This is a genomic window from Bacillus sp. FSL R9-9834, assembly GCF_038006905.1.
Taxonomy (GTDB): Bacteria; Bacillota; Bacilli; order Bacillales; family Bacillaceae_G; genus Bacillus_A; species Bacillus_A pacificus.
Genome location: NZ_JBBOWD010000001.1, coordinates 226,404 through 247,500, shown reverse-complemented (window position 1 = coordinate 247,500; position 21,097 = coordinate 226,404). Strand labels below are relative to the sequence as shown.

General features: G+C 36.9%; 23 protein-coding genes and 5 tRNA genes (1 of these 28 running past the window's edge). 2 read left to right on the top strand and 26 right to left on the bottom strand.

Features of this window, described 5'->3' with window-relative positions:
- From MKY00_RS01420 to MKY00_RS01395, 6 genes are all read right to left on the bottom strand, one after another.
- A tRNA-Asp gene (locus MKY00_RS01420) sits at positions 1 to 22 on the bottom strand (it extends 54 nt beyond the left edge of the window).
- A 46-nt stretch (positions 23 to 68) separates the two neighbouring features.
- Positions 69 to 144 (bottom strand) — tRNA-Val (locus MKY00_RS01415).
- Positions 145 to 148: 4 nt separating this feature from the next.
- Positions 149 to 223 (bottom strand) — tRNA-Glu (locus MKY00_RS01410).
- A gap of 8 nt (positions 224 to 231) precedes the next feature.
- Positions 232 to 322, bottom strand: a tRNA-Ser gene (locus tag MKY00_RS01405).
- Positions 323 to 325: 3 nt separating this feature from the next.
- Positions 326 to 400: transfer RNA gene (locus tag MKY00_RS01400), tRNA-Asn, on the bottom strand.
- A gap of 114 nt (positions 401 to 514) precedes the next feature.
- Positions 515 to 973 (bottom strand): SprT family protein, encoded by a 459-nt coding sequence (locus tag MKY00_RS01395; protein ID WP_000344243.1) that lies wholly within the window; start codon positions 971 to 973, stop codon positions 515 to 517.
- A gap of 195 nt (positions 974 to 1,168) precedes the next feature.
- Here MKY00_RS01395 and cmpA point away from each other — a divergent pair, with 195 nt between their 5' ends.
- Entirely contained in the window at positions 1,169 to 1,285 is a 117-nt protein-coding gene (gene cmpA / locus MKY00_RS01390) for a cortex morphogenetic protein CmpA (RefSeq protein ID WP_001143642.1), read from the top strand.
- Between the two features lie 57 nt (positions 1,286 to 1,342).
- Here the strand turns inward: cmpA and MKY00_RS01385 are convergent, their stop codons facing one another.
- The 6 genes from MKY00_RS01385 to acpS all read right to left on the bottom strand — a co-directional run bounded on the left by MKY00_RS01385 (position 1,343) and on the right by acpS (position 7,275).
- The gene (locus tag MKY00_RS01385) at positions 1,343 to 3,511 is read right to left on the bottom strand and encodes a Tex family protein (RefSeq protein WP_016716301.1); all 2,169 of its coding nucleotides are present in this window, start codon (positions 3,509 to 3,511) and stop codon (positions 1,343 to 1,345) included.
- 67 nt (positions 3,512 to 3,578) lie between these two features.
- Entirely contained in the window at positions 3,579 to 3,929 is a 351-nt protein-coding gene (gene ndoA / locus MKY00_RS01380) for a type II toxin-antitoxin system endoribonuclease NdoA (protein ID WP_000635963.1), read from the bottom strand.
- A 4-nt stretch (positions 3,930 to 3,933) separates the two neighbouring features.
- Positions 3,934 to 4,221 carry an antitoxin EndoAI gene (locus MKY00_RS01375; RefSeq protein ID WP_000004570.1) on the bottom strand — a complete coding sequence of 96 codons (288 nt, stop codon included), beginning with the start codon at positions 4,219 to 4,221 and terminating at the stop codon, positions 3,934 to 3,936.
- A gap of 299 nt (positions 4,222 to 4,520) precedes the next feature.
- The gene (alr, locus tag MKY00_RS01370) at positions 4,521 to 5,690 is read right to left on the bottom strand and encodes an alanine racemase (protein WP_016716300.1); all 1,170 of its coding nucleotides are present in this window, start codon (positions 5,688 to 5,690) and stop codon (positions 4,521 to 4,523) included.
- Between the two features lie 118 nt (positions 5,691 to 5,808).
- Positions 5,809 to 6,759: a LolA family protein gene (locus MKY00_RS01365; RefSeq protein WP_029141035.1), complete on the bottom strand. Its 951-nt coding sequence runs from the start codon at positions 6,757 to 6,759 to the stop codon at positions 5,809 to 5,811.
- A gap of 156 nt (positions 6,760 to 6,915) precedes the next feature.
- Positions 6,916 to 7,275 carry a holo-ACP synthase gene (acpS, locus tag MKY00_RS01360; RefSeq protein ID WP_000635037.1) on the bottom strand — a complete coding sequence of 120 codons (360 nt, stop codon included), beginning with the start codon at positions 7,273 to 7,275 and terminating at the stop codon, positions 6,916 to 6,918.
- 92 nt (positions 7,276 to 7,367) lie between these two features.
- On the opposite strand from acpS, the gene MKY00_RS01355 reads away from it, so the two are divergent.
- On the top strand, positions 7,368 to 7,940 hold the full coding sequence (locus MKY00_RS01355) for a rhomboid family intramembrane serine protease (RefSeq protein ID WP_016716299.1): 573 nt from the start codon (positions 7,368 to 7,370) through the stop codon (positions 7,938 to 7,940).
- On the opposite strand, the gene uvsE is transcribed toward MKY00_RS01355, so the two are convergent.
- The 14 genes from uvsE to MKY00_RS01285 form a co-directional block, all read right to left on the bottom strand.
- Positions 7,933 to 8,895 carry a UV DNA damage repair endonuclease UvsE gene (gene uvsE, locus MKY00_RS01350; protein WP_074585871.1) on the bottom strand — a complete coding sequence of 321 codons (963 nt, stop codon included), beginning with the start codon at positions 8,893 to 8,895 and terminating at the stop codon, positions 7,933 to 7,935. The two genes, MKY00_RS01355 and uvsE, sit on opposite strands and share 8 nt — an antisense overlap.
- 95 nt (positions 8,896 to 8,990) lie before the next feature.
- Positions 8,991 to 10,568 (bottom strand): DEAD/DEAH box helicase, encoded by a 1,578-nt coding sequence (locus MKY00_RS01345; protein ID WP_000206582.1) that lies wholly within the window; start codon positions 10,566 to 10,568, stop codon positions 8,991 to 8,993.
- Between the two features lie 305 nt (positions 10,569 to 10,873).
- The gene (gene murF, locus MKY00_RS01340; protein ID WP_000610682.1) at positions 10,874 to 12,250 is read right to left on the bottom strand and encodes a UDP-N-acetylmuramoyl-tripeptide--D-alanyl-D-alanine ligase; all 1,377 of its coding nucleotides are present in this window, start codon (positions 12,248 to 12,250) and stop codon (positions 10,874 to 10,876) included.
- 61 nt (positions 12,251 to 12,311) lie between these two features.
- On the bottom strand, positions 12,312 to 13,397 hold the full coding sequence (locus MKY00_RS01335; protein ID WP_000161446.1) for a D-alanine--D-alanine ligase: 1,086 nt from the start codon (positions 13,395 to 13,397) through the stop codon (positions 12,312 to 12,314).
- A gap of 233 nt (positions 13,398 to 13,630) precedes the next feature.
- Positions 13,631 to 14,902: an MDR family MFS transporter gene (locus MKY00_RS01330; protein ID WP_000799734.1), complete on the bottom strand. Its 1,272-nt coding sequence runs from the start codon at positions 14,900 to 14,902 to the stop codon at positions 13,631 to 13,633.
- A 108-nt stretch (positions 14,903 to 15,010) separates the two neighbouring features.
- Positions 15,011 to 16,426 (bottom strand): amino acid permease, encoded by a 1,416-nt coding sequence (locus tag MKY00_RS01325; protein ID WP_000809368.1) that lies wholly within the window; start codon positions 16,424 to 16,426, stop codon positions 15,011 to 15,013.
- A 232-nt stretch (positions 16,427 to 16,658) separates the two neighbouring features.
- Entirely contained in the window at positions 16,659 to 17,831 is a 1,173-nt protein-coding gene (locus tag MKY00_RS01320) for a homogentisate 1,2-dioxygenase (RefSeq protein WP_000499917.1), read from the bottom strand.
- Positions 17,797 to 18,753, bottom strand: coding sequence for a fumarylacetoacetate hydrolase family protein (locus MKY00_RS01315; RefSeq protein ID WP_016716296.1), 957 nt, complete (start codon positions 18,751 to 18,753; stop codon positions 17,797 to 17,799). The genes MKY00_RS01320 and MKY00_RS01315 overlap by 35 nt, the downstream gene beginning before the upstream one ends.
- Positions 18,754 to 18,819: 66 nt before the next feature.
- On the bottom strand, positions 18,820 to 19,938 hold the full coding sequence (hppD, locus tag MKY00_RS01310) for a 4-hydroxyphenylpyruvate dioxygenase (RefSeq protein ID WP_000810913.1): 1,119 nt from the start codon (positions 19,936 to 19,938) through the stop codon (positions 18,820 to 18,822).
- 309 nt (positions 19,939 to 20,247) lie between these two features.
- Entirely contained in the window at positions 20,248 to 20,358 is a 111-nt protein-coding gene (locus MKY00_RS01305; RefSeq protein ID WP_001083700.1) for a DUF3948 family protein, read from the bottom strand.
- 42 nt (positions 20,359 to 20,400) lie between these two features.
- Complete coding sequence (locus tag MKY00_RS01300) at positions 20,401 to 20,508, bottom strand: DUF3948 family protein (RefSeq protein ID WP_016716295.1); 108 nt, start codon at positions 20,506 to 20,508, stop codon at positions 20,401 to 20,403.
- Positions 20,509 to 20,550: 42 nt separating this feature from the next.
- Complete coding sequence (locus MKY00_RS01295) at positions 20,551 to 20,667, bottom strand: DUF3948 family protein (RefSeq protein WP_000661718.1); 117 nt, start codon at positions 20,665 to 20,667, stop codon at positions 20,551 to 20,553.
- Between the two features lie 35 nt (positions 20,668 to 20,702).
- Complete coding sequence (locus tag MKY00_RS01290) at positions 20,703 to 20,810, bottom strand: DUF3948 family protein (protein ID WP_000664237.1); 108 nt, start codon at positions 20,808 to 20,810, stop codon at positions 20,703 to 20,705.
- Between the two features lie 41 nt (positions 20,811 to 20,851).
- On the bottom strand, positions 20,852 to 20,959 hold the full coding sequence (locus tag MKY00_RS01285; protein ID WP_000664237.1) for a DUF3948 family protein: 108 nt from the start codon (positions 20,957 to 20,959) through the stop codon (positions 20,852 to 20,854).
- Positions 20,960 to 21,097: the final 138 nt, after the last annotated feature.

Below are 21,097 nucleotides of genomic sequence, written 5' to 3'. Positions count from 1 at the left end.
TTAACCACTACACCACGGGACCATTTAATCTTTACATTAATGTCATTTTACTTTTCATTATAATATTATGGTGGAGGATGACGGGATCGAACCGCCGACCCCCTGCTTGTAAGGCAGGTGCTCTCCCAGCTGAGCTAATCCTCCGAAGTGGTGACCCGTACGGGATTCGAACCCGTGTTACCGCCGTGAAAGGGCGGTGTCTTAACCACTTGACCAACGGGCCAATATGAATGGCAGAGAAGAAGGGATTCGAACCCTCGCACCGCGTTCGCGATCTACTCCCTTAGCAGGGGAGCCCCTTGAGCCACTTGGGTACTTCTCTGTATGGCTCCGCAGGTAGGACTCGAACCTACGACCGATCGGTTAACAGCCGATAGCTCTACCACTGAGCTACTGCGGAATAATAAAGACAATTTGTATCTTATAAAAATTCTCATCGTAAGTCAAGAAGTTTTTTCACAACATCTTGTACAAACGTGACATGTTTATAATATACTGGATTGCGTTTTCACTGTCAAGATGTTTTCTTTATCAAGATTAGTTTCCCTTTACACTTTCCGCAGACATATCTTTTTGTATTAATTTGACGTCTTCTTACATATTGAAGTGAGCATCCCATACATTCATACATATAAACCTTTTTTTCCTTCTCTTCATTCATCATTCGTTTACAAAACCGCGGCGCATCAACTGCCTTTAACAGTTCGCGAAAATCCTTATCCCGGTGCTTATACCCTCTTCCTGTAATATGTAAGTGATAATGACAAAGTTCATGTTTAACAATTCCAACTAATTCTTCTTTCCCATACATTTCGTAATATCGATAATTCAGTTCAATATTGTGTGTATTCAATAGATAACGTCCACCAGTTGTACGCAACCTACTATTAAACAGTGCCTTATGTAAAAACGGCATTCCGAAATATTGTAGCGATACTTCTTCCACTAGCCGCTGTATTTCTTGCTCATCCATTTTCATTCCTCCTAAACAAAAAAATATTTTTACACTTTTCTCCTCTCTTATACATATATTAAATAGTACATATACCCATCCTCATTCAAGAAGCGTGGTTTCTAAAAACATAGCAAAAATAGAAATCCACTCACCAACCTCTCATCAATAGTACTTTACATTTATGAGAGTAGGATTAAACAAGGAGGGATTCCTATGCCTACATGGCTCAAAAAACAAATGCAACGCGCATATTTTGAAAAAAACCGGTATCAAATTAAATTACTAAATGAATGCTGGTTTTATTATAGCAAAATCCATCAAAGTTCCTAATCCATTACACGTTTTATCCTATAAAAAAAGAGCAGTTTCATCTGCTCTCTTCTCTTACTATTCAATCGGCAACATAGATAATGCAACGCGACCTTTTTTCGTATCAATATCATCTACCCATACTTTGACGATTTGTCCGACAGATACAACATCTAACGGATGCTTCACGTATTGTTTGCTTAGTTTAGAAATATGTACTAAACCATCTTGTTTCACACCTACATCAACAAAAGCACCGAAATCAACAACGTTACGAACTGTTCCTTCCAGTTCCATACCACGTTTTAAATCTTCTAATTTCAAAATCCCTTTTTTCAGAAGCGGTTTAGGCAACTCATCCCTCATGTCTCGCTCTGGACTAATGAGTGCATCTATAATATCAACTAATGTTGGTTCTCCAACTCCCGTTTCTTGCGACAACTTAGAAATCTCTACTTCTTCTAAACTCTTTTGTAATTGCGGTTGCCCTACGTCATCTTTTGATAATCCTAGACTCTTCAATAACAATTCAACATTTTTATATTGTTCTGGATGAATACCTGTACGATCTAACGGATTTGCCCCTTCTAATATACGTAAGAAACCTATACATTGTTCATATGTCTTCGCGCCTAGACGTGGTATTTTCTTTAAGTCTGTTCGTTTTGTAAATTTCCCTTCTTCTTCACGCTTTGCTACAATATTTTTCGCAACAGTTTTTGATAAACCCGAAACATATTGCAACAACGCAACTGAAGCTGTATTTACATTCACACCGACTTGGTTAACTGCCGTCTCTACTACAAACGTTAATGATTCATTTAATCTTTTTTGAGATACATCATGTTGGTATTGTCCAACCCCAACTGATTTCGGATCAATCTTTACAAGTTCAGCAAGTGGATCTTGCAGACGTCTACCGATAGAAACCGCACTTCTTTCTTCAACCTGTAAATCCGGGAATTCCTCACGTGCTAAATCAGAAGCCGAATACACACTCGCACCAGCTTCGTTTACAATAATATAGAAGACTTCTCGTTTCACATTTTGTAATACATCAACTATAAATTCTTCCGATTCTCTAGAAGCTGTACCATTCCCAATCGCAATCATTTCAACTTGATATTTATCTATAATAGAAAGAACTTTCGCTTTTGCATCTTCATATTTACGCACTGGTGGATGCGGATAAATAACATCAATATATAGAACTTTCCCCGTATCGTCTACGATAGCTAATTTACAACCCGTTCTATATGCAGGGTCTACAGCTAACACAACCTTTCCTTTCATTGGAGGCTGTAATAATAAATTACGTAAGTTCTCAGAGAAAATATGTATCGCTTGTTCCTCAGCTGTTTCTGTTAATTCTTTTCGAATCTCCCTTTCAATAGAGGGTTGAATTAATCGTTTATAACCATCCTCTATTGCTAATTTTACATACTGTGCACTTTTTGAATCGTTATCACGAATTACTTTCTTATATAAGAAAGTTACTATCTCATCTACTGGTGGAACAACAGAAACTCTCAATATATCTTCTTTCTCACCTCGATTCATCGCTAATACGCGATGCGGCACGACTTTCTGCAACGGTTCTTCATAGCTGTAATACATTTCATATATATTTTTTTCATCTTTCTCTTCATCTTTTACAGCCGAAGACATAACACCTTTTCTAAAAGTCACGTTCCGAATCCAACTACGATATACCGCTTCATCTGAAACGATTTCTGCAATAATGTCTTGAGCACCTTGCAATGCTTCTTCTGCAGATTGCACTTCTTTCTCGGCATTTATAAACTCTATTGCCTTCTGATTCGGATCTTCTTTCGTATATAACAATAACCATTCAGCTAATGGCTCTAATCCTTTTTCTTTTGCAATCGTTGCTTTCGTTCTTCTCTTCTCTTTATACGGACGATATAAATCTTCTACTTCTTGCAACTTTGTAGCTTTCACAATTTGCTGACGTAATTCTCCTGTCAGTTTCCCCTTCTCATCAATAAGACGAAGAACCTCTTCTTTCCTATCTTCAAGCTGCATCATATATTGCCATCTCTCTAAAATCGTACGAATTTGCACCTCATCTAAAGAGCCTGTCCATTCTTTTCGGTAACGAGCAATAAATGGAACTGTGTTACCTTCTTCTGTTAATTGAATAACATGACGAACTTGCTTTTCGGTAAAGCCTAATTCCTTCACTAACATTTTCATTAACGCTTGTCGATTATCTACCATTTCCATATACAACCGCAACCTCCTCTATAATAAAAAAAGTTGCCCTTCAAAGAGAGCAACTTAAACTGCCGATTTAAAAATCTATTAGTCCTAAACTAATTTGTAGCGCTTCATCTACACGAATCATCATCACTTCATCTAAGTGAGTGATTTTGTCCGTTAAGCGCTGCTTATCGATTGTTCGAATCTGCTCAAGTAAAATAACAGAATCTCTCTCAAAACCGTACTTTTTCGCATCAATTTCCACATGAGTGGGTAATTTCGCTTTTTGAATCTGTGCAGTAATAGCCGCTACAATCACCGTTGGACTAAAACGATTTCCGATGTCATTTTGAATGACAAGAACCGGACGAACGCCTCCTTGCTCAGAACCAACAACTGGGGAAAGGTCTGCAAAATACACGTCGCCGCGTTTTACAATCAAAATATTACCCCCCGCTAACTAAGCGTTCTACTGTATGAGCTGCTTCATACTCTGCTAAGAAAGCTTCAGATGCAATACCAAGATTAATTTTTCCCATTTCAATGTACCCACGTCGCATTGATTCATGTTGGTAGCGTTTCTTCGTCTTATGTTGACGCAATAACAGTTGTGTTGCCTGGCAAATTAGTTCATGGCGATTCTTATTCTCTTGTTTTCCAATTCCGTCCAATTCCGTTACCATTTGCTTTGGCAACCGAACCACGATTTCAGTAGTTACACTTGATTCGGACACAAAAATACACCTCCACCGTCAACTACACACCCAAATATATATATGACACCTATTGTAATAATACCATTGTATGGAGCCTGTTGCAAAGACTTCCTTATTCCTTGCTTATGTTTTCCAATTCACAAACAAAACATTCATATTCTTTTATTTTTTATCTCATTACAACAAGAAACGGAAGAGTTTCCACGTTAAATTATGTTAAAAGTAATGATAAGTAAAAAGCTTCTCGTCAAAAAACGAACTTATTCTTAGCCACCGAAAAGTCCTCTCACATGACAAGAAGCAAATCATACTACATTCTATATATCATTCAAATAATTGATTACTTCCACAACTTTACCGTTCCGTATAAATATTCTCGGCACACGGAAACTAATCGTTGTAATAATTTCATAATTAATAGTCCCTGAATATTCCGCAACCTCTGTAGCGCTAATATATTCATCTCCTTGCCTTCCAATGAGTGTAACTTTCGTGCCAAGTGGCACTTCACAAGGAAGGTGAATCATGAATTGATCCATTGTTACTCGCCCTACAATCGGTACCCTTTTACCATTTACAAGCACTTCAAATCCTTGTAATCTTCTAAGCCAGCCATCTGCATAACCAATTGCAACAGTCGCAATCCATTCTTCAGTTTTCGTTCGATAAGTGACGTTATAACTAATTCCATCCCCTTTAATCACCTGTTTAATATGAGCAACTTTCGTATGCAATGATAGCGCTGGTTCTAATTTAAACGGTAAAAAAGGGCGTATTTCTACAGATGGAGATAACCCATACATCGCAATGCCAATTCGTACTGCATTAAATGTAATCCCTTGAAAACGTAGCGTTGCAGCACTATTAGCTGTATGAACAAACTTAGGATCCACTCCGAATTCTTTCAACCAACTTAACTGCTCCAAAAATGTGTTATATTGCTTATCAAAGTAAGAAGTCTCCACCTCATCTGCCGTTGCAAAATGCGTATAAACTCCTTCCAATTCTAAGAATGGTGCACCTTCTAAGCTTTTTAAAAATCCTTTTAATTCTTTACGTTCACGTATTCCAATTCTCCCCATACCACTATCGAAATTAATATGGTATTTCATCGTAGACGAACCATCCCAAAGTTTGATTGCTTCATCTACCCATTCCTTTTGAAAAACAGTTAATGCTACATCATTTTCAGCAGCTACATTTATATCACGAGGAGGAGAAGGACCTAACACTAAAATCGGCGCAGTAATACCAGCTCTTCGAAGCACTAAAGCTTCATCTAAGAACGCAACTGCTAACCTTGTCGCCCCCGCTTCTAATGCTGTTTTAGCCACCGGTACATAATCGTGCCCATATGCATTCCCTTTAACTACGGCAAAAATTTCTACACCACTTGGGATAAATTCTTTAATATGTGTAACATTGTTATAAATCGCATCTAAATTCACTTCCACCCAAGTGTCACGGTAAAATGGCGCTTCTTCCATAAACACACTTCCTTATACACGATATGCGAAGCTTATTCTTTTATATGCTTCTTTTATGAAATCCACCCTTCAAACTAAGAAAAGACGTGGTGCACATATATCACCACGTCTAAGAAGTTTACTTCACTTGCTTCTCTGTAACTGAACGAGCAACCATTAACAGCTCCTTCGGCTCTAAACCTTTAGACACGAGCATATATTCTACTCCGTTATGCGACCACGTTAAAGAGTCTTTCGTCAATGCTCCAATTGTAAAGCCAAGATCAACCAATTCTCCGCTCACACTTATCGCTGACGAAGCCTCTGCAACTTTTGCCTTTTCTTGTATTAAAGTAAAGGATTTCTTACTTCCAGTGTATGTGAGTATCGCACGCTTGCCACTGTCTGTCTTCAACTCTTTTTCATCTTTCAAAGTCATACCTTGCGGCGTATCACGCGGATACAAAATAGCAAATGGTTTGTCTTCTTTCGCTGTCGTTTGAACATCTACTTGCGCTCTAGACATATTTTGTTTCGTATCAAATGCACCTTTATCAAATTTCGCATCAAATTTCACTTTAGAGAAATCTACTTTCACAAGAACATTTTGATCATTATCCATTAACTTCACCGAAACTGGTGTTAAATCACTTTTCTTCAATGTAATCTCTTGTTTCGGCAACATGTTTTGGTGTTGATAATTTGTTTTTGTTTTAAAGATATAATACTTATCTGTTTTTTCAAAAGTAAGGTTTTTCTTATCCTGCAAAATATCCCTCACAAGGGATTCGTATAAATAAGCCTGGCTACTATTTTGCGGCCAATCACTTTGGAAACGGAAACTCTTATTAAGCGCTGGTGTTAATACAAATACACCTTCTTCATTCCTTAAAATAATTTGACTTTGATCTTTTTTCGCATTCTGCAAATTCACACGATAAAAAGAAGGTTCCTTATGCCATATTTCTACCTTATACTCCTGAGGCTCATTCCCTGTTTTAATAGATAATTTCGCTTCAGCTTGATAGCTTTTCAACCCTTTTACTTTCGCCTCTAAATCTCTCACAACATCATCTTGTTTCTTTTCCATACAACCGGCCAACACAAAAACGGTTAATAAACCGACAAGAACTAAAAACAGACGCCTTTTCATCACTTCAGCCCCTTTGCCCCTATAAATGAATGGAAGATGTACCTTCCTTATCGCTACCACAAATATATGAGACAAAGATATAAAATATGCAGACTAGCGTGACGAGCTTTCTAAAACAACTTGAGCAACAGCAAATTCCTTACTATGACTAATTGATAAATGAACAATATGCTCTGTACTTGTAATAAGAATCGGCTTACCTCTATCATCATTTCTTACTTCAATATCTAAAAAACTCACTTCTTTCCCGATACCAGTCCCTACCGCTTTGGAATACGCCTCTTTCGCTGCAAATCTTCCAGCTACAAACTCTGTAAGGCGACTTCCCTTCAGCCCCTTAGCAACATTACGTTCACTTTCAGTTAAAATACGTTCCATAAATTTAAGCTTTCCATCTATCATTTTTTCAATTCGATTCAATTCAATAATATCGATTCCAATCCCTACAATCATTTCAAAATCCCCTTCTTCTATTTAGCTTTCTTTTTTCATATTGTAAGAATAACAGAGAATCTTTCTGATGCAAAAGGAGTGATACTCACAACATGCTAATACCATCCGCCCGCATTTCCTTACAACCAATCACCATCGCTTTACTTCTCATACAATTAATCATGATTATATTAGGTGATTTTCCCCTCTTTCCTATGGCAGCTTCTAATGAATATATCGCTAAAGGAGAATGGTGGCGTCTCCTAACTTCCCTGCTCGTACATGTAGACTTACAACATTTTCTTTTTAATAGTATTTGTTTATTCGTGCTTGGCTCTTCTATTGAAAAACAACTAGGGCACTTGTCTTTCATCATTATTTTTTTCCTTTCTGGCATTCTCGGAAATATGTCCTCTTATCTTATTATGCCTCATGAATATATTCATGCCGGGGCATCTGGTGGCATTTTCGGATTGCTAGGCGCACAGTTATTTCTATTGTATAGCCGATATCGTTCTTCCAATCCAAGAGACATCGCTATTTTTTCAATTATGATATGTATATTGCTACTATTCACTTTCTTCAATCCCTCTGCCAACCCTATCAGCCATTTAACAGGATTGATCATTGGTGGTATTTGCACTCCTCTATTAATAAAAAAACTCGATGGTGCAGAGCTCATTTAATATAAAAGCTCGCACCATCGACAATTTCCACATCTGTTTGTTCACTTAAATCTCTCATGAGTTGAAATAAAGACTCATCCTTCTTCTTCGCTTCAATCATACAATCAATTTGCGGAACACTTCCTTTTATCTTTTTTAAAAAAGATAAAAAAGTATCTACATTAATAAAGTCCGCATGTGCCCTTGGGTCTTTTCCCTCTTTAGGACTAGAAATGTGCATTTTCACCGGTAACAAAGACGATTCCCACGTATGTACAACACGCGCCCAATCTTCATGCCAATCTTCTCGATCATGATTCATCATATGATGATGTAAATCAAATACAACGGGAATGTCCAACTTTTCTCCTAAATATAATGTGTCCTCGAGCGTAAAAGTTGTATCATCATTTTCTAACATAATCATTTCCTGAATACCTCTTGGGACGTTAGACCAATTCTCTATAAAACGCTCTAATGCGAGCTCTTTATCTTTATATCCGCCACCAACATGCATTACACATCGTTGCTTATGCTCAATTCCCATACCTTTTAATAATTTTCTATGCATTTGTAATGTCTTGACAGATTGTTTAAAAATATTCTCCTCGGGTGAATTAAGTACAACAAAATGATCTGGATGAAAATCAATACGCATATTCATTCGAATAGCGTAATCACCTAGCACTTTTAAATTTTCTTTTAAGGGACGAATGTAGTTCCACTCTAACAACTCCTCATGATTCGCTAAAGGAATCAACTTAGAACTAAGTCGAAAAAAGGATATATCATGGCCTTTGTTATGTTTTAATAACCGTAAGCAATTTTCCAAATTCGAATTAGCAATTCTTTCAAGTTTACGAATCGCCGCTTCCCGATCATCTATTTTTTGAAACTGCGCGTACGTCATCGTTTGAGATGGGGATGCGTTTTTCAAATGTACACTCATCGCAACATACCCAAGTCTTACAAGCATGTAGCACCTCATTTCTACACAAGTTATTATGTAGTATGTACAATTACAGAAATAAAAAAAGAGAATGCCGGAAAAGGGCATTCTCTTTTTTACTATTAAGCTTGTGGCTTACGGCTATGATGTTTTCTTTCGCCGCGTCCGTTTGAAGATCCTGGGCGACCTTGACCTTCTCCACGACGACCACGGTTGCCGCCATCACGATTGCGATCACGGTTACCGTCACGATTACGACCATCACGATTGCGGTCACGGTTACGACCATCGCCACCGCGTCCATCACGACTACGATTACGGTTACCATCACGGTATCCGCCTCCGTTACCGCCGCGTTTTTTAGAACCGCCACCTCTTGCAACAACTGGTGGTTCTGATGTTAAAGCGATTGGAGTTGTATCTGGCTCTTTTGTCATCATTTTTAAAGCAGCAGCTACTACTGTTACAGAGTCGTTCTCTTCTAACATTTCTTCCGCAATACGCTTGTAGTATGCTAAGTTTTCATTTTCAATTGTGTTTTGAAGTTTTTCAGCGATTAAACGTTGTTGACCTTCTAGTGCCTCGTCAAGTGTTGGTGCATCCATGCGGTCCATTTTACGTTTTGTTGTACGCTCGATATTTTTTAATTGTCCAGATTCACGTGGTGTTACAAATAGCATTGCAATACCTTTTTTACCTGCACGACCAGTACGGCCAATACGGTGAACGTATGATTCTGGATCTTGTGGAATATCGAAGTTGTATACGTGTGTTACACCTGAAATATCAAGACCACGCGCAGCAACGTCTGTTGCAACAAGAACTTCAATAGAACCTTCTTTGAACTTACGTAATACAGACATACGTTTCGCCTGAGTTAAATCACCGTGGATACCTTCCGCAGCATAACCACGTAAATTTAATGCTTCTGATAATTCATCAACACGACGCTTTGTACGACCGAATACAATCGCAAGCTCTGGAGATTGAATGTCTAATAAGCGTGTCAATACATCAAACTTTTTCTTTTCTTGCACTTCTAAATAGAACTGCTGAATGTTTGGCATTGTTACTTCTTTTGCTTTTACTTTAATGTGTTGAGGCTCAGTCATGAAACGCTCAGCAATACGACGGATTGGATCCGGCATTGTCGCTGAGAATAGTAATGTTTGGTGTGTTTCTGGCACATCTGTTAAAATTGCTTCAATATCTTCAATGAAGCCCATGTTTAACATTTCATCCGCTTCGTCAAGAACCACTGTCTCTACGTTTTGTAAGCGAAGTGTTTTACGGTTAATATGATCTAAAATACGACCCGGCGTACCAACAATAATGTGTGGGTGTTTTTTTAGAGCACGAATTTGGCGGTTAATATCTTGACCACCGTAAATTGGTAAGATACGAACGCGTTTATGTTTACCAATTTTGTATAGCTCTTCTCCAACTTGAATTGCTAATTCACGCGTTGGCGCGATAACAATACCTTGAACCGATTCTTTATGTGTATCCACTTTATCTAATAGTGGTAATCCGAATGCTGCTGTTTTCCCTGTACCTGTTTGTGCTTGCCCAATAATATCCTTACCTTGCAATGCATGTGGAATTGTTTCAGCTTGAATTGGCGTAGCCTCTTCAAAGCCCATACTTTCAACAGATTGCAGTAAAGAATCACTTAATCCTAATTCTCGAAATGTTGTCAATGTTACTTCTCCTTTTCTATCCTATACTTATCATTTAAAAAAAGGCGTTTTCCGAATTTGCGGAAAAGCCCTTTTCCTGAATGCTCACGTATATAAACGGGCGTATATTCTTCACGAAAATACTTCTAAACGTTATTACACTTTATCAATTATAAGTTTTGTATGTGTAAAAAGCAAACCCAACTGTTACCTTATTTTCATATTCAGAGGTTTTTTCTTCACTTTTATTTTTTTATATTTACTGTAAGCGCTTATTATAAGTTTCTTCTTTTTTCGTTGCTATCATCCCTATTTATATACACCAATTATTTCAACATCGTAATTACTTCTTCCAATTTCATACCGCGAGATGCTTTTATTAATACAACATCTTTTGCATCGACTACTGCTTGCAACTCTTTTACTAACTCTTCTTTATTATCATAAGCCTTTACACGTTCGTTAGGGAAATTAATTTTCGCTCCTTCAGCAATTTGAGCCCCTAATTTACCATATGTGAACACATAGGAGATTTTTGCTGGATCGATTAATTTACCTACCTCATAATGAAACTGTACTTCTTGATCTCCAAGCTCTAACATATCGCCGAGAACAACAATCTTTTTAGAGAATCCATCTAAACCATTCATTAGGTGGAATGCTGCTTCCATAGCTGTTGGACTTGCATTATAAGCATCGTTGATAATTGTTAATCCACTATTTGTTTTTACAATTTCCATACGCATGCCTGTCATTTGAAGTGTTACTAAACCTTCTTTCATCTCTTCCCACGTTACACCAAAATGTTTCGCAATTGCCATAGAAGCAAGCGTATTATACACATTGTGTTTCCCTAATACCGGTAGATAGAATGAAATGTTTTCTTCTCTATTCATTTTAAAGTGTGTCCCAGTTGCTTGTAACGTTACAGTCGTTGGATAGTAATCATTTGCTCTAGCATCACCAAACGTAACTGTTTCAGCTATTAAATTCATTTCAGGAACACGATTCGTTAATAACGGCTCATCTCCGTTATATACGAACACTCCACCTTCTTGTAATCCTGTCACAATTTCTAATTTCGCTTCAGCAATTGCCTCACGAGAGCCTAAGTCCATTAAATGCGCTTCACCAATGTTCGTAATGATAGCTGCATTTGGACGAGCTAACTTAGATAAGAATTCAATTTCCCCGCGGCTTGACATTCCCATTTCTAATACAGCTACTTCTGTATTTTCTTCTAAGTTTAAAATAGTAAGAGGTAGCCCGATATGATTATTGAAGTTTCCTTCTGTTTTTTGAACTTTGAATTTAGTCGCAAGAAGACTTGTTACAATATCTTTTGTAGATGTTTTACCGTTACTACCTGTCACACCAATCACTTTAACATCCAATTGGTCGCGATAGTTTTTTGCTAACATTTGTAATGCTGATAGCGTGTCTTCTACAAAAATAACCGGAAGATTCTCAGGTGGATTTGCTACATCTTTCATCCATAATGTCGCCACAGCTCCATTTTCAACAGCTTTATCTACAAAAGCATGTCCATCGAAACGTTCACCTTGAATCGGAACATATAAGTTTCCTTTTTCGATTTTTCTCGTATCAATAGACACTCCTTGTATAGTAATTCCCTCATACTGCTCTGCTAATCCCGTACCATTTGTCATTTGTTCTACTTGTTTTAACGTTCGATTTATCATAAAAACACTCCTTACATAGAGGAAGCACTATTCCTTCGAATAGTGCCTCCTCCTTTTTTTGTTAGATTGTATATTTAATTTTTTGTTTTTCTTCGTGACGCTCCATTGCTAAACGAATTAGCTCTTCAATTAATTCTGGATACGGTAATCCAGTATGTTGCCATAGTAGAGGGAACATACTAAACGGCGTAAATCCTGGCATCGTATTCACTTCGTTAATATATACTTCTCCATCTTTCGTTAAGAAGAAATCAGCTCGCGTTAAGCCAGCACCATCTAACGATTGGAATGCAACAATCGCATCTCGTTTAATAACATTAGACTCTTCTTCTGTCATTTCAGCTGGAATAATTAACGCTGTATCACCATCGATGTATTTCGACTTATAATCATAGAAGTCTTTTTTAGGTACGATTTCACCTACAACTGAACATTTCGGTTCATCATTACCTAGTACACCAACTTCTACTTCACGTCCAACGATATTTTCTTCCACAATAATTTTACGGTCAAATTGGAATGCTTCTTCAAATGCATTCTCAAGTTCTTCACGATTTTTACACTTATTAATCCCAACACTTGAACCAAGGTTTGCTGGTTTTACGAAGCAAGGGTATCCTAATACTTCTTCTACTTTTTCATATGCTGTTTCACGATCTTTTTCCCATGCACTACGAATAAATGATGCATATTTTGCTTGTTTCAATCCAGCTTCTGCAAAGATGTTTTTCATAACAACTTTATCCATACCAGCAGCAGATGCTAGAACACCATTTCCTACATACGGAATATTCATTAATTCTAATAATCCTTGCACCGTTCCATCTTCACCATTTGGTCCATGTAGTAATGGGAAAATAACATCGATAGCATTTTCCTCAGCATTTGTAGATGGAATGATTTCTGTGCTTAATGATAACGGAGAAATCGCATTTTCTGCACCGCTCATTTTTAGAACTTCAACATCTGTTACTTCACCTTCAATACGCTCACCACGTACCCATTGACCTTGTTCTGTAATATAAATTGGATGAATCTCGAATTTATCTTGATTTAATGCTTTAATAGCAGCAAGAGCCGTTTGTAGCGAAACTTGATGCTCAGCTGATTTTCCACCATATAATAAACCTAATTTAATTTTTGTCACTGAAATCACCCTAACCAATTGTTTTCATTTTTCTATTTTAGCACTTTTTATAAAAATAGGTAGTTCCTATTTGAAATAAAATGCAACTTCCACAAATAATTAAATGACACCACTTATTGGTTTTCTATACTTTTTCCACTTAAATTTCTTCATAGATATATAAAATTGCAACTCAATCTAGTTATGTACCTAAAATATGTAGAAATCCCCTTTTTGTGTATGTCATCTAATTATTAAGAAGATTGTTTGGTTAGTGTGCTTTTTTGCCTTTGTTCAACAAGGCGGTCTAAAGAAATATATACAATACCTGCAACTACACAACCTACAGCTAAAATTGTAAATAGAAAGTGGCCAAGTAATCGGTCTAATAAAAAACCTCCAAGAAGTGGGCCGAATGCACTTCCTGTAATCCACTGCAAACTTGCAGCTCCCATATAAGTCCCCCTCAAATGCTCAGGGGCCAAATTCGCTACAAACGTCATCTGTACAGGCGACATAATCATCTCACCTAACGTATATATGGCATATACAAACAGTAAAGTTATTAAAATAATCGTAGCATTTGTATCAAGTCCTCCAAACCACTTCGGTAACCACCCTATGAAAAATAACCCAATCCCAAACAAACATGCACCATATAACATCGTCTTTCCAACAGGTTTATCTGTGACCCATTTTGAAATTTGAAATTGGAACAACACAACTAATAGTCCATTTAAAGCCATTAAATATGGATATGGATTGTTAGTTCCAAAAATATCTTTCATTTCATTGTCAAAGTGCAGCGGCAACATGCCTTCTGTTTGAGAAAATCCCATCGAAATAATGATACCAGCTAATAAATAAATCATGAGTGCCTTATCTCGCAATACAATTTTCCACACTGCTCCTGATTCTTTTTCTGTATCACCTTCTTTATTCGTACTCTTTGGCATTGTCTCTTGAATAAGGACGAATACAAGTAATGCATAAAATAACATCGTAGATGCGGCAATAATAAACACAAGGTTCTTCGATAACATAACTACTGAAGCCCCCATTATCGGACCAATTGCAGCACCTATATTGTGTCCCATTCGCAATAAACCATATGCTTCTGTTCTTTTTTCTGGCGCCGTTACATCCGCAACCATCGCTGATGCAGCTGGATGAAATAACGAATTACTTAATCCTAAAAAAATAGATAAAATCGCATATGGAATAAATCCTTCTATAAATAAAAAACCGAGCATGAATACCGCATTGCTCGCCATCGAAAATATCATAATCGGTTTTCTTCCATATATATCAGCAATTCTTCCCCCTATAATTGATCCAAAGCTTGCAGCAATTGGAGACAGTGCCATAATCACTCCGACCTGTAATAATGAATCTACCTTATCTTTTAAATATAATGCAAAAAAAGGCATCAACATCATCATTGCAATTCCATTTAACGTCTCACCAATAAACCGAATCCATACGTTACGATCCATCTCCCTTAACTCACGCCACGTATTTTTCATTATTTCACCCCTTTTGTTCACCAATAATTATCTTATAACAAGTTTAGAATAATGTAAATTTTCAAAATTAAAAATCCATTCTAACAGAATTAGAATGGATTTTTCTACTTATAAATTGGCTGCATCGTCTTCTTCTTTACTATTATTTAAAGCACTATGTTTTCGGCTATATAAGAAGTAAACCGCAATACCGATAATCATCCATACACCAAAACTAATCCAAGCCGTCCCGGATAATTGAAGCATTAAGTATAAACAAAAAATTACCGTTAACGCTGGTAAAAACGGTACAAGCGGCGCCTTAAATGCTCTTGGTAAATCAGGATGCGTTCTTCTCATTACAATAACAGCAACAGCTACAAGTGCAAAGGCTGATAAAGTCCCCATATTTACAAGATGCGCTAACACATTTAAATCTATTAATCCTGAAATAAGTGCTGCAATAATTCCCGTTGTCCACGTATTTAAAAACGGTGTTTTAAATTTCGGGTGAACTTTAGCAAGACGTTTCGGCAACAATCCGTCTCTACTCATTGCATATGAAACTCGTACTTGCCCATACATCATAACTAACATTACTGTTGTGATTCCTGTAATTGCGCCTACTGAAATTACTCCCGCTAAACTATCTTGTCCAATAAATTGAAGTGCAAAAGCGACTGGATCTGATATATTCAACTGTCCGTATGGAACAATTCCTGTCAAAATAAGCGAAACAATAATATAAAGAGCCGTACAAATTAATAAAGATGCAATAATACCAATTGGTAAATCACGTTGTGGACGTTTCACTTCTTCTGCTGCCGTTGAAACTGCATCAAACCCTATGAATGCAAAGAACACTGTAGCAGCTCCAGCCATTACACCATCTAAGCCAAATGGCATAAAAGGCGTCCAGTTTTCAGGTTTCACATAATTAAAACCAGCAAAGATAAAAATAAGAACAACCGCTAGTTTAATAAATACCATAATATTATTTACACGTGCACTTTCACGAACACCTCTAGATAAAAGAACTGTCATCACTAAAATAATGAGAACTGCTGGCAAATCAATTATTCCACCCTTTCCTGTACCAGGGGCTGAGGAAAGAATGGTAGGAATATGAATTCCAAATCCCTTTAATAAAGATTGGAAGTACGCGGACCAACCATTTGCCACAGCAGATGTAGCAAGTAAATACTCAAGCATTAAGTCCCATCCAATTAAAAATGCGAATACTTCTCCCATCGTCGCATATGTGTACGTGTACACACTGCCTGAGACAGGAACTGAAGAAGCAAATTCAGCATAACAAAATGCAGCAAAGGCACATGCTAACGCGGCTATCGCAAATGATAATATAATAGCTGGTCCAGAATGTTTCGCTGCTACCACGCCCGTTAGAACAAAAATACCCGTTCCAACAATTGCCCCGATTCCAAGCATCGTTAAATCTAGTGCGCCCAATGTTCTTGCTAACGTCTTTTGTTTACTCTCTTGCATTAACTTTGCAATAGGCTTCTTTTGAAAAATTTGCTTCATAGCATGCTCCTCCAAGTTTTAAATTTTCTGAAAATTTTTAATTCGCTTTTTTATTTTACTCATAGCACTTTTCCCAGTCAATACTTTTGTCGAAATAAGTAGAAACTCTTATGAATATGCACGATTTTTATCATTCTTTCTATATATCTTTCTATAATTTTTTTTGGTATTATTATACATGTCGATTCCATGAAAAAGGCATGCTCTGTTATTGAGCATGCCTTTTTCTTACTTATTTCACAGTATATGATCCCTCTTCAATCCAGCTATACATATATTTTTCATCTTCTGTTTCATGTGCTTGTTTTACAATACGAAGCGGACGGAATGTATCTATCATAACAGCTAATTCAAGCGTTTCTTTTTTCCCTATACTCGCCTCTGTTTTCCCAGGATGTGGCCCGTGAGGAATGCCGCTCGGATGAAGTGTAATAGACCCTTCCTCCACACCTTTTCGGCTCATAAAGTTACCTTCTACATAGTACAGTACTTCATCACTATTCACGTTACTATGATAATACGGTGCCGGAATAGATTCTGGATGATAGTCATATAAACGTGGTACGAAAGAACAAATAACGAAATTGTGACCTTCGAACGTTTGATGTACTGGAGGTGGCTGATGAATACGACCTGTAATTGGTTCAAAATCCTCTACATTAAAGACCCACGGATATAAATAGCCATCCCAACCAACAACATCTAACGGATGATGTCCTAAAACATGTTTATGCATATATCCCCTCGACTTTGTCATTACGACAAACTCACCTTTTTCATCATACGTCTCTAATTTTTCAGGACCACGAATATCTCTCTCACAAAACGGGCTATGCTCTAACAATTGTCCATATTCATTACGATAGCGACGCGGTGTTGTAATTTGACTATTTGCCTCTACAACAAGAAACTTAGTCTCTCCTTCATCTGGAATAACACGATAAATCGTTCCAATTGGAATTGTTACATAATCGCCTTTTCTATAATGAACCGTTCCAAACATCGTTTCAATTTTTCCTGTTCCGTAATGGACAAACAACATTTCATCGCCATCACCATTACGGTAGAAATAGTCCATTTTTTCTGTTGGGCTCACTACTCCGATTAATAAATCCTCATTTCCAAGTATAAAGTTTCTTCCGCTTACTGCATCACCACTTTTTTTATTTTCTTTCGTGCGAAAGTGACGATGAGAAAGAGCAACATCTTCTTCATACTGCAACTGACAAGAATGAGATAATGCCGCATGCCCTACTTCCGTTGGCATATAATGATGGTACAAAATAGATTGCGTACCAGAAAAACCTTTTGTTCCCATTACCTGCTCACGATAAAGCGACCCGTCTTTTTTACGGAATTGTACATGTCGTTTATGAGGTAGCTCCCCCATGTGACGATAAAACATGCCCATCACCTGCTTCCCTTTCTATTTTGACCGTATTACGTAATGTACCTAAACCAGTAATCGTAAGTTCTACCACATCACCATCTTGTAGCCACTCTTCTGTGCCTAGTTCTAAAATGCAACCTGTTCCTACTGTTCCAGAACCAATCACATCGCCTGGATATAACGTAACGTCTTCCGAAGCACGTTCAATCATTTCAGCAAATGTATAGTAAATATCTCGGAAGTTCCCTTTTGATAATAGCTTTCCATTTACATGAGCAGTCATCTCTAACTCATAACGGTCACCATTACGATAAATATCTAGTTCCTCTTTCGTAACAAGGTACGCTCCTAATGAAGTTGCAAAATCTTTTCCTTTCGCTGGACCAAGTCCTACCTTCATTTCTGTTGCTTGTAAGTCCCTTGCACTCCAATCATTCATAATACAATAACCAAAAATATATTCCTCTGCTTGCTCACGAGAAATATTTCTTCCTTCTTTCCCAATTACGCAAGCAATCTCTAACTCATAATCAAGTTTTTTAGATTTCTTCGGACTAATTACAACATCATCTGGACCAATTACAGCACGATGGTTCGTAAAATAAAAAACCGGGATATCGTACCATTCAGGTACAACATCTAACCCTCTTCGGCCACGTGCCGTTTTTACGTGCTGTTCAAATGCATAAAAATCCCTAATACTACTCGGATTAGGAATCGCTGCTACTAATTGCACTTCCTCTAAAGAATATATGCCCTTTTCCGGCTTGTTAATATTACGCAACACTTCTACATACTCATCCACTTTCTCTAAAAAGGCGAACATAGAAGAAGGTAATTTTCCACCACTAGCAAGATTCATATCGATTACTTTGTCACCTTCAAGCCATCCAGCTCGCATTTCTTTTGAAGGAAGACGAAATGTAACAAATTTCATCATGATTCCTCCTTATGAAAATGAAATTTCCACCAGCAAAAGAATCCCTGCTGGTGGATATAAATTTTATAAATTTCCGCGACGCTCTTGTTCTCTTTCAATTGATTCAAATAACGCTTTAAAGTTTCCTTCTCCAAATCCACGAGACCCTTTACGCTGAATGATTTCAATAAATAAAGTTGGACGATCTACAATTGGTTTCGTAAAAATTTGTAGTAAATAGCCTTCATCATCGCGATCTACTAAGATCTTTAATTCTTTTAACTTATCAATTTCTTCATCAATTTTTCCAACTCGTGCAGTTAATTCATCATAATAAGTATCTGGTGTATCTAAAAACTCCACACCATTTGCACGAAGCGCTTCTACTGTTTTAACAATGTCATTTGTTAGTAAAGCAAGATGCTGTACACCTGCTCCATTGTAGAATTCTAGATATTCTTGAATTTGTGATTTTCGCTTTCCATCTGCTGGTTCGTTAATAGGGAACTTAATACGACTTCCATTTGTCATAACCTTCGACATTAATGCTGAATACTCTGTACTAATATCATCATCATCAAAATGGATCATTTGTTTAAAGCCCATAACGTTCTCGTAATAACTAACCCACTCTTCCATCTTTTCAACATTACCAACTACATGGTCTACAGCAATTAAACCTGACTCTTCAAATGGAATATCAAACTCAGCCTTTTGGAATCCTGGCATAAATGTTCCTTTATAATTTTTACGCTCTACAAGCGTATGAATTGTATCACCATACGTACCAATAACTGCTTTTTTCAATGTACCGTTCTCGTCTGTTAACTCTACAGGTGGAGCAATTGCGACGGCACCACGTTTCACCGCTTCCGAGTATGCTTTATCAACATCGTCAACAAGTAACGCCACATCTTTCACGCCATCACCATGAGTCTTTACAAATTCTGCAATACGATTGTCGCTACTTAAAGCCCCAGACACAACGAAACGCATATTTTTTTGCACAAGAACATAAGATACTTTTTCACGATTACCAGTTTCTAATCCAGAGTAAGCCACAATTTTGAATCCGAATGCTCTCGCAAGGTAATAGCTTGATTGCTTTGCATTTCCTACGTAAAATTCCAAATGATCTACATCACGTACTGGAAAAAAGTCCTCCATTTGTGCAGCTAGCGTATCCATAGATTTTTGTTTCATAAAATCCTCATCCCCCTGTAAATAGATTAAATGGTCCATACTTAAAACCAACCGAAAACGCTTCCAACATCAATTAATAGAAATTAGTTAGCAAGCTAACAAATTCTGACCTTTAAAATTTTCTATCTTTTCTGTCAAATTCCTCTTTTTTTCTTACATATAAAATTCGACTTTTTTCTCTTTAAAATAAAGGTGACTATTCATACTTGAAGGGATATATAGAAGAAAAATAAAAAAGACCCCAACATATTAATTACTTACTAATATGCTAGAGTCTTTATTTTTTTTGAATAATTGTATTTATATGTCTCATACTAATACATTTGCAAGGAATAGAATAAATGATGTTAATACTACCGCTCCACCTAATGATCCTAATAAATCTGTTTTTGTTACTTGTAACACTTGTTCACTGTTCATATTCCTCATTCTCCTTTCATTTTGTATAATGTAAAACTTCTATTACACTAATACCCTTGATAGAAATACGATTAATGCTGTTAATACTACCGCTCCACTTGCTGATCCTACAAAGTCACCTTTTGTTACTTGTAATACTTGCTCTTTCATTTTGCATTCTCCTCTCATTTTTCTTTTGTTACAAAGTTTTTATTATACTAACACGCTTGATAGAAATACGATTAATGCTGTTAACACTACTGCTCCACTTGCTGATCCTACGAAGTCACCTTTTGTTACTTGTAATACTTGCTCTTTCATTTCTTTCATTCTCCCTTCATTTGTTTTTTGTTACAAAACTTTTATTATACTAACACGCTTGATAGAAATACGATTAACGCTGTTAATACTACTGCTCCACTTGCTGATCCTACGAAATCACCTTTTGTTACTTGTAATACTTGCTCTTTCATTTTGCATTCTCCTCTCGTTTTCTTTTGTTACAAAACTTCTATTATACTAATACGCTTGATAGAAATACGATTAATGCTGTTAATACTACTGCTCCACTTGCTGATCCTACGAAGTCACCTTTTGTTACTTGTAATACTTGCTCTTTCATATTATGTATCCTCCTCTTAATAAGTTATCTATATGTAATTTCTAAGAAATGTTTATTTCATAGTTTTTATGTTGACGTTACATTAAATTTAATAACGTAACGTTTGTAACATTAATGTAACATAACTATTGTTACGTT

Excerpts from the sequence above, each read along its gene's own strand:
- MKY00_RS01395 (WP_000344243.1), bottom strand. The coding sequence starts at position 973 with ATGGATGAGCAAGAAATACAGCGGCTAGTGGAAGAAGTATCGCTACAA.
- cmpA (WP_001143642.1), top strand. The coding sequence starts at position 1,169 with ATGCCTACATGGCTCAAAAAACAAATGCAACGCGCATATTTTGAAAAA.
- MKY00_RS01385 (WP_016716301.1), bottom strand. The coding sequence starts at position 3,511 with ATGGAAATGGTAGATAATCGACAAGCGTTAATGAAAATGTTAGTGAAG.
- alr (WP_016716300.1), bottom strand. The coding sequence starts at position 5,690 with ATGGAAGAAGCGCCATTTTACCGTGACACTTGGGTGGAAGTGAATTTA.
- MKY00_RS01365 (WP_029141035.1), bottom strand. The coding sequence starts at position 6,759 with ATGGAAAAGAAACAAGATGATGTTGTGAGAGATTTAGAGGCGAAAGTA.
- acpS (WP_000635037.1), bottom strand. The coding sequence starts at position 7,275 with ATGATTGTAGGGATTGGAATCGATATTATTGAATTGAATCGAATTGAA.
- MKY00_RS01355 (WP_016716299.1), top strand. The coding sequence starts at position 7,368 with ATGCTAATACCATCCGCCCGCATTTCCTTACAACCAATCACCATCGCT.
- uvsE (WP_074585871.1), bottom strand. The coding sequence starts at position 8,895 with ATGCTTGTAAGACTTGGGTATGTTGCGATGAGTGTACATTTGAAAAAC.
- murF (WP_000610682.1), bottom strand. The coding sequence starts at position 12,250 with ATGATAAATCGAACGTTAAAACAAGTAGAACAAATGACAAATGGTACG.
- MKY00_RS01330 (WP_000799734.1), bottom strand. The coding sequence starts at position 14,902 with ATGAAAAATACGTGGCGTGAGTTAAGGGAGATGGATCGTAACGTATGG.
- MKY00_RS01325 (WP_000809368.1), bottom strand. The coding sequence starts at position 16,426 with ATGAAGCAAATTTTTCAAAAGAAGCCTATTGCAAAGTTAATGCAAGAG.
- MKY00_RS01320 (WP_000499917.1), bottom strand. The coding sequence starts at position 17,831 with ATGTTTTATCGTCACATGGGGGAGCTACCTCATAAACGACATGTACAA.
- MKY00_RS01315 (WP_016716296.1), bottom strand. The coding sequence starts at position 18,753 with ATGAAATTTGTTACATTTCGTCTTCCTTCAAAAGAAATGCGAGCTGGA.
- hppD (WP_000810913.1), bottom strand. The coding sequence starts at position 19,938 with ATGAAACAAAAATCTATGGATACGCTAGCTGCACAAATGGAGGACTTT.
- MKY00_RS01305 (WP_001083700.1), bottom strand. The coding sequence starts at position 20,358 with ATGAACAGTGAACAAGTGTTACAAGTAACAAAAACAGATTTATTAGGA.
- MKY00_RS01300 (WP_016716295.1), bottom strand. The coding sequence starts at position 20,508 with ATGAAAGAGCAAGTATTACAAGTAACAAAAGGTGACTTTGTAGGATCA.
- MKY00_RS01295 (WP_000661718.1), bottom strand. The coding sequence starts at position 20,667 with ATGAAAGAAATGAAAGAGCAAGTATTACAAGTAACAAAAGGTGACTTC.
- MKY00_RS01290 (WP_000664237.1), bottom strand. The coding sequence starts at position 20,810 with ATGAAAGAGCAAGTATTACAAGTAACAAAAGGTGATTTCGTAGGATCA.
- MKY00_RS01285 (WP_000664237.1), bottom strand. The coding sequence starts at position 20,959 with ATGAAAGAGCAAGTATTACAAGTAACAAAAGGTGACTTCGTAGGATCA.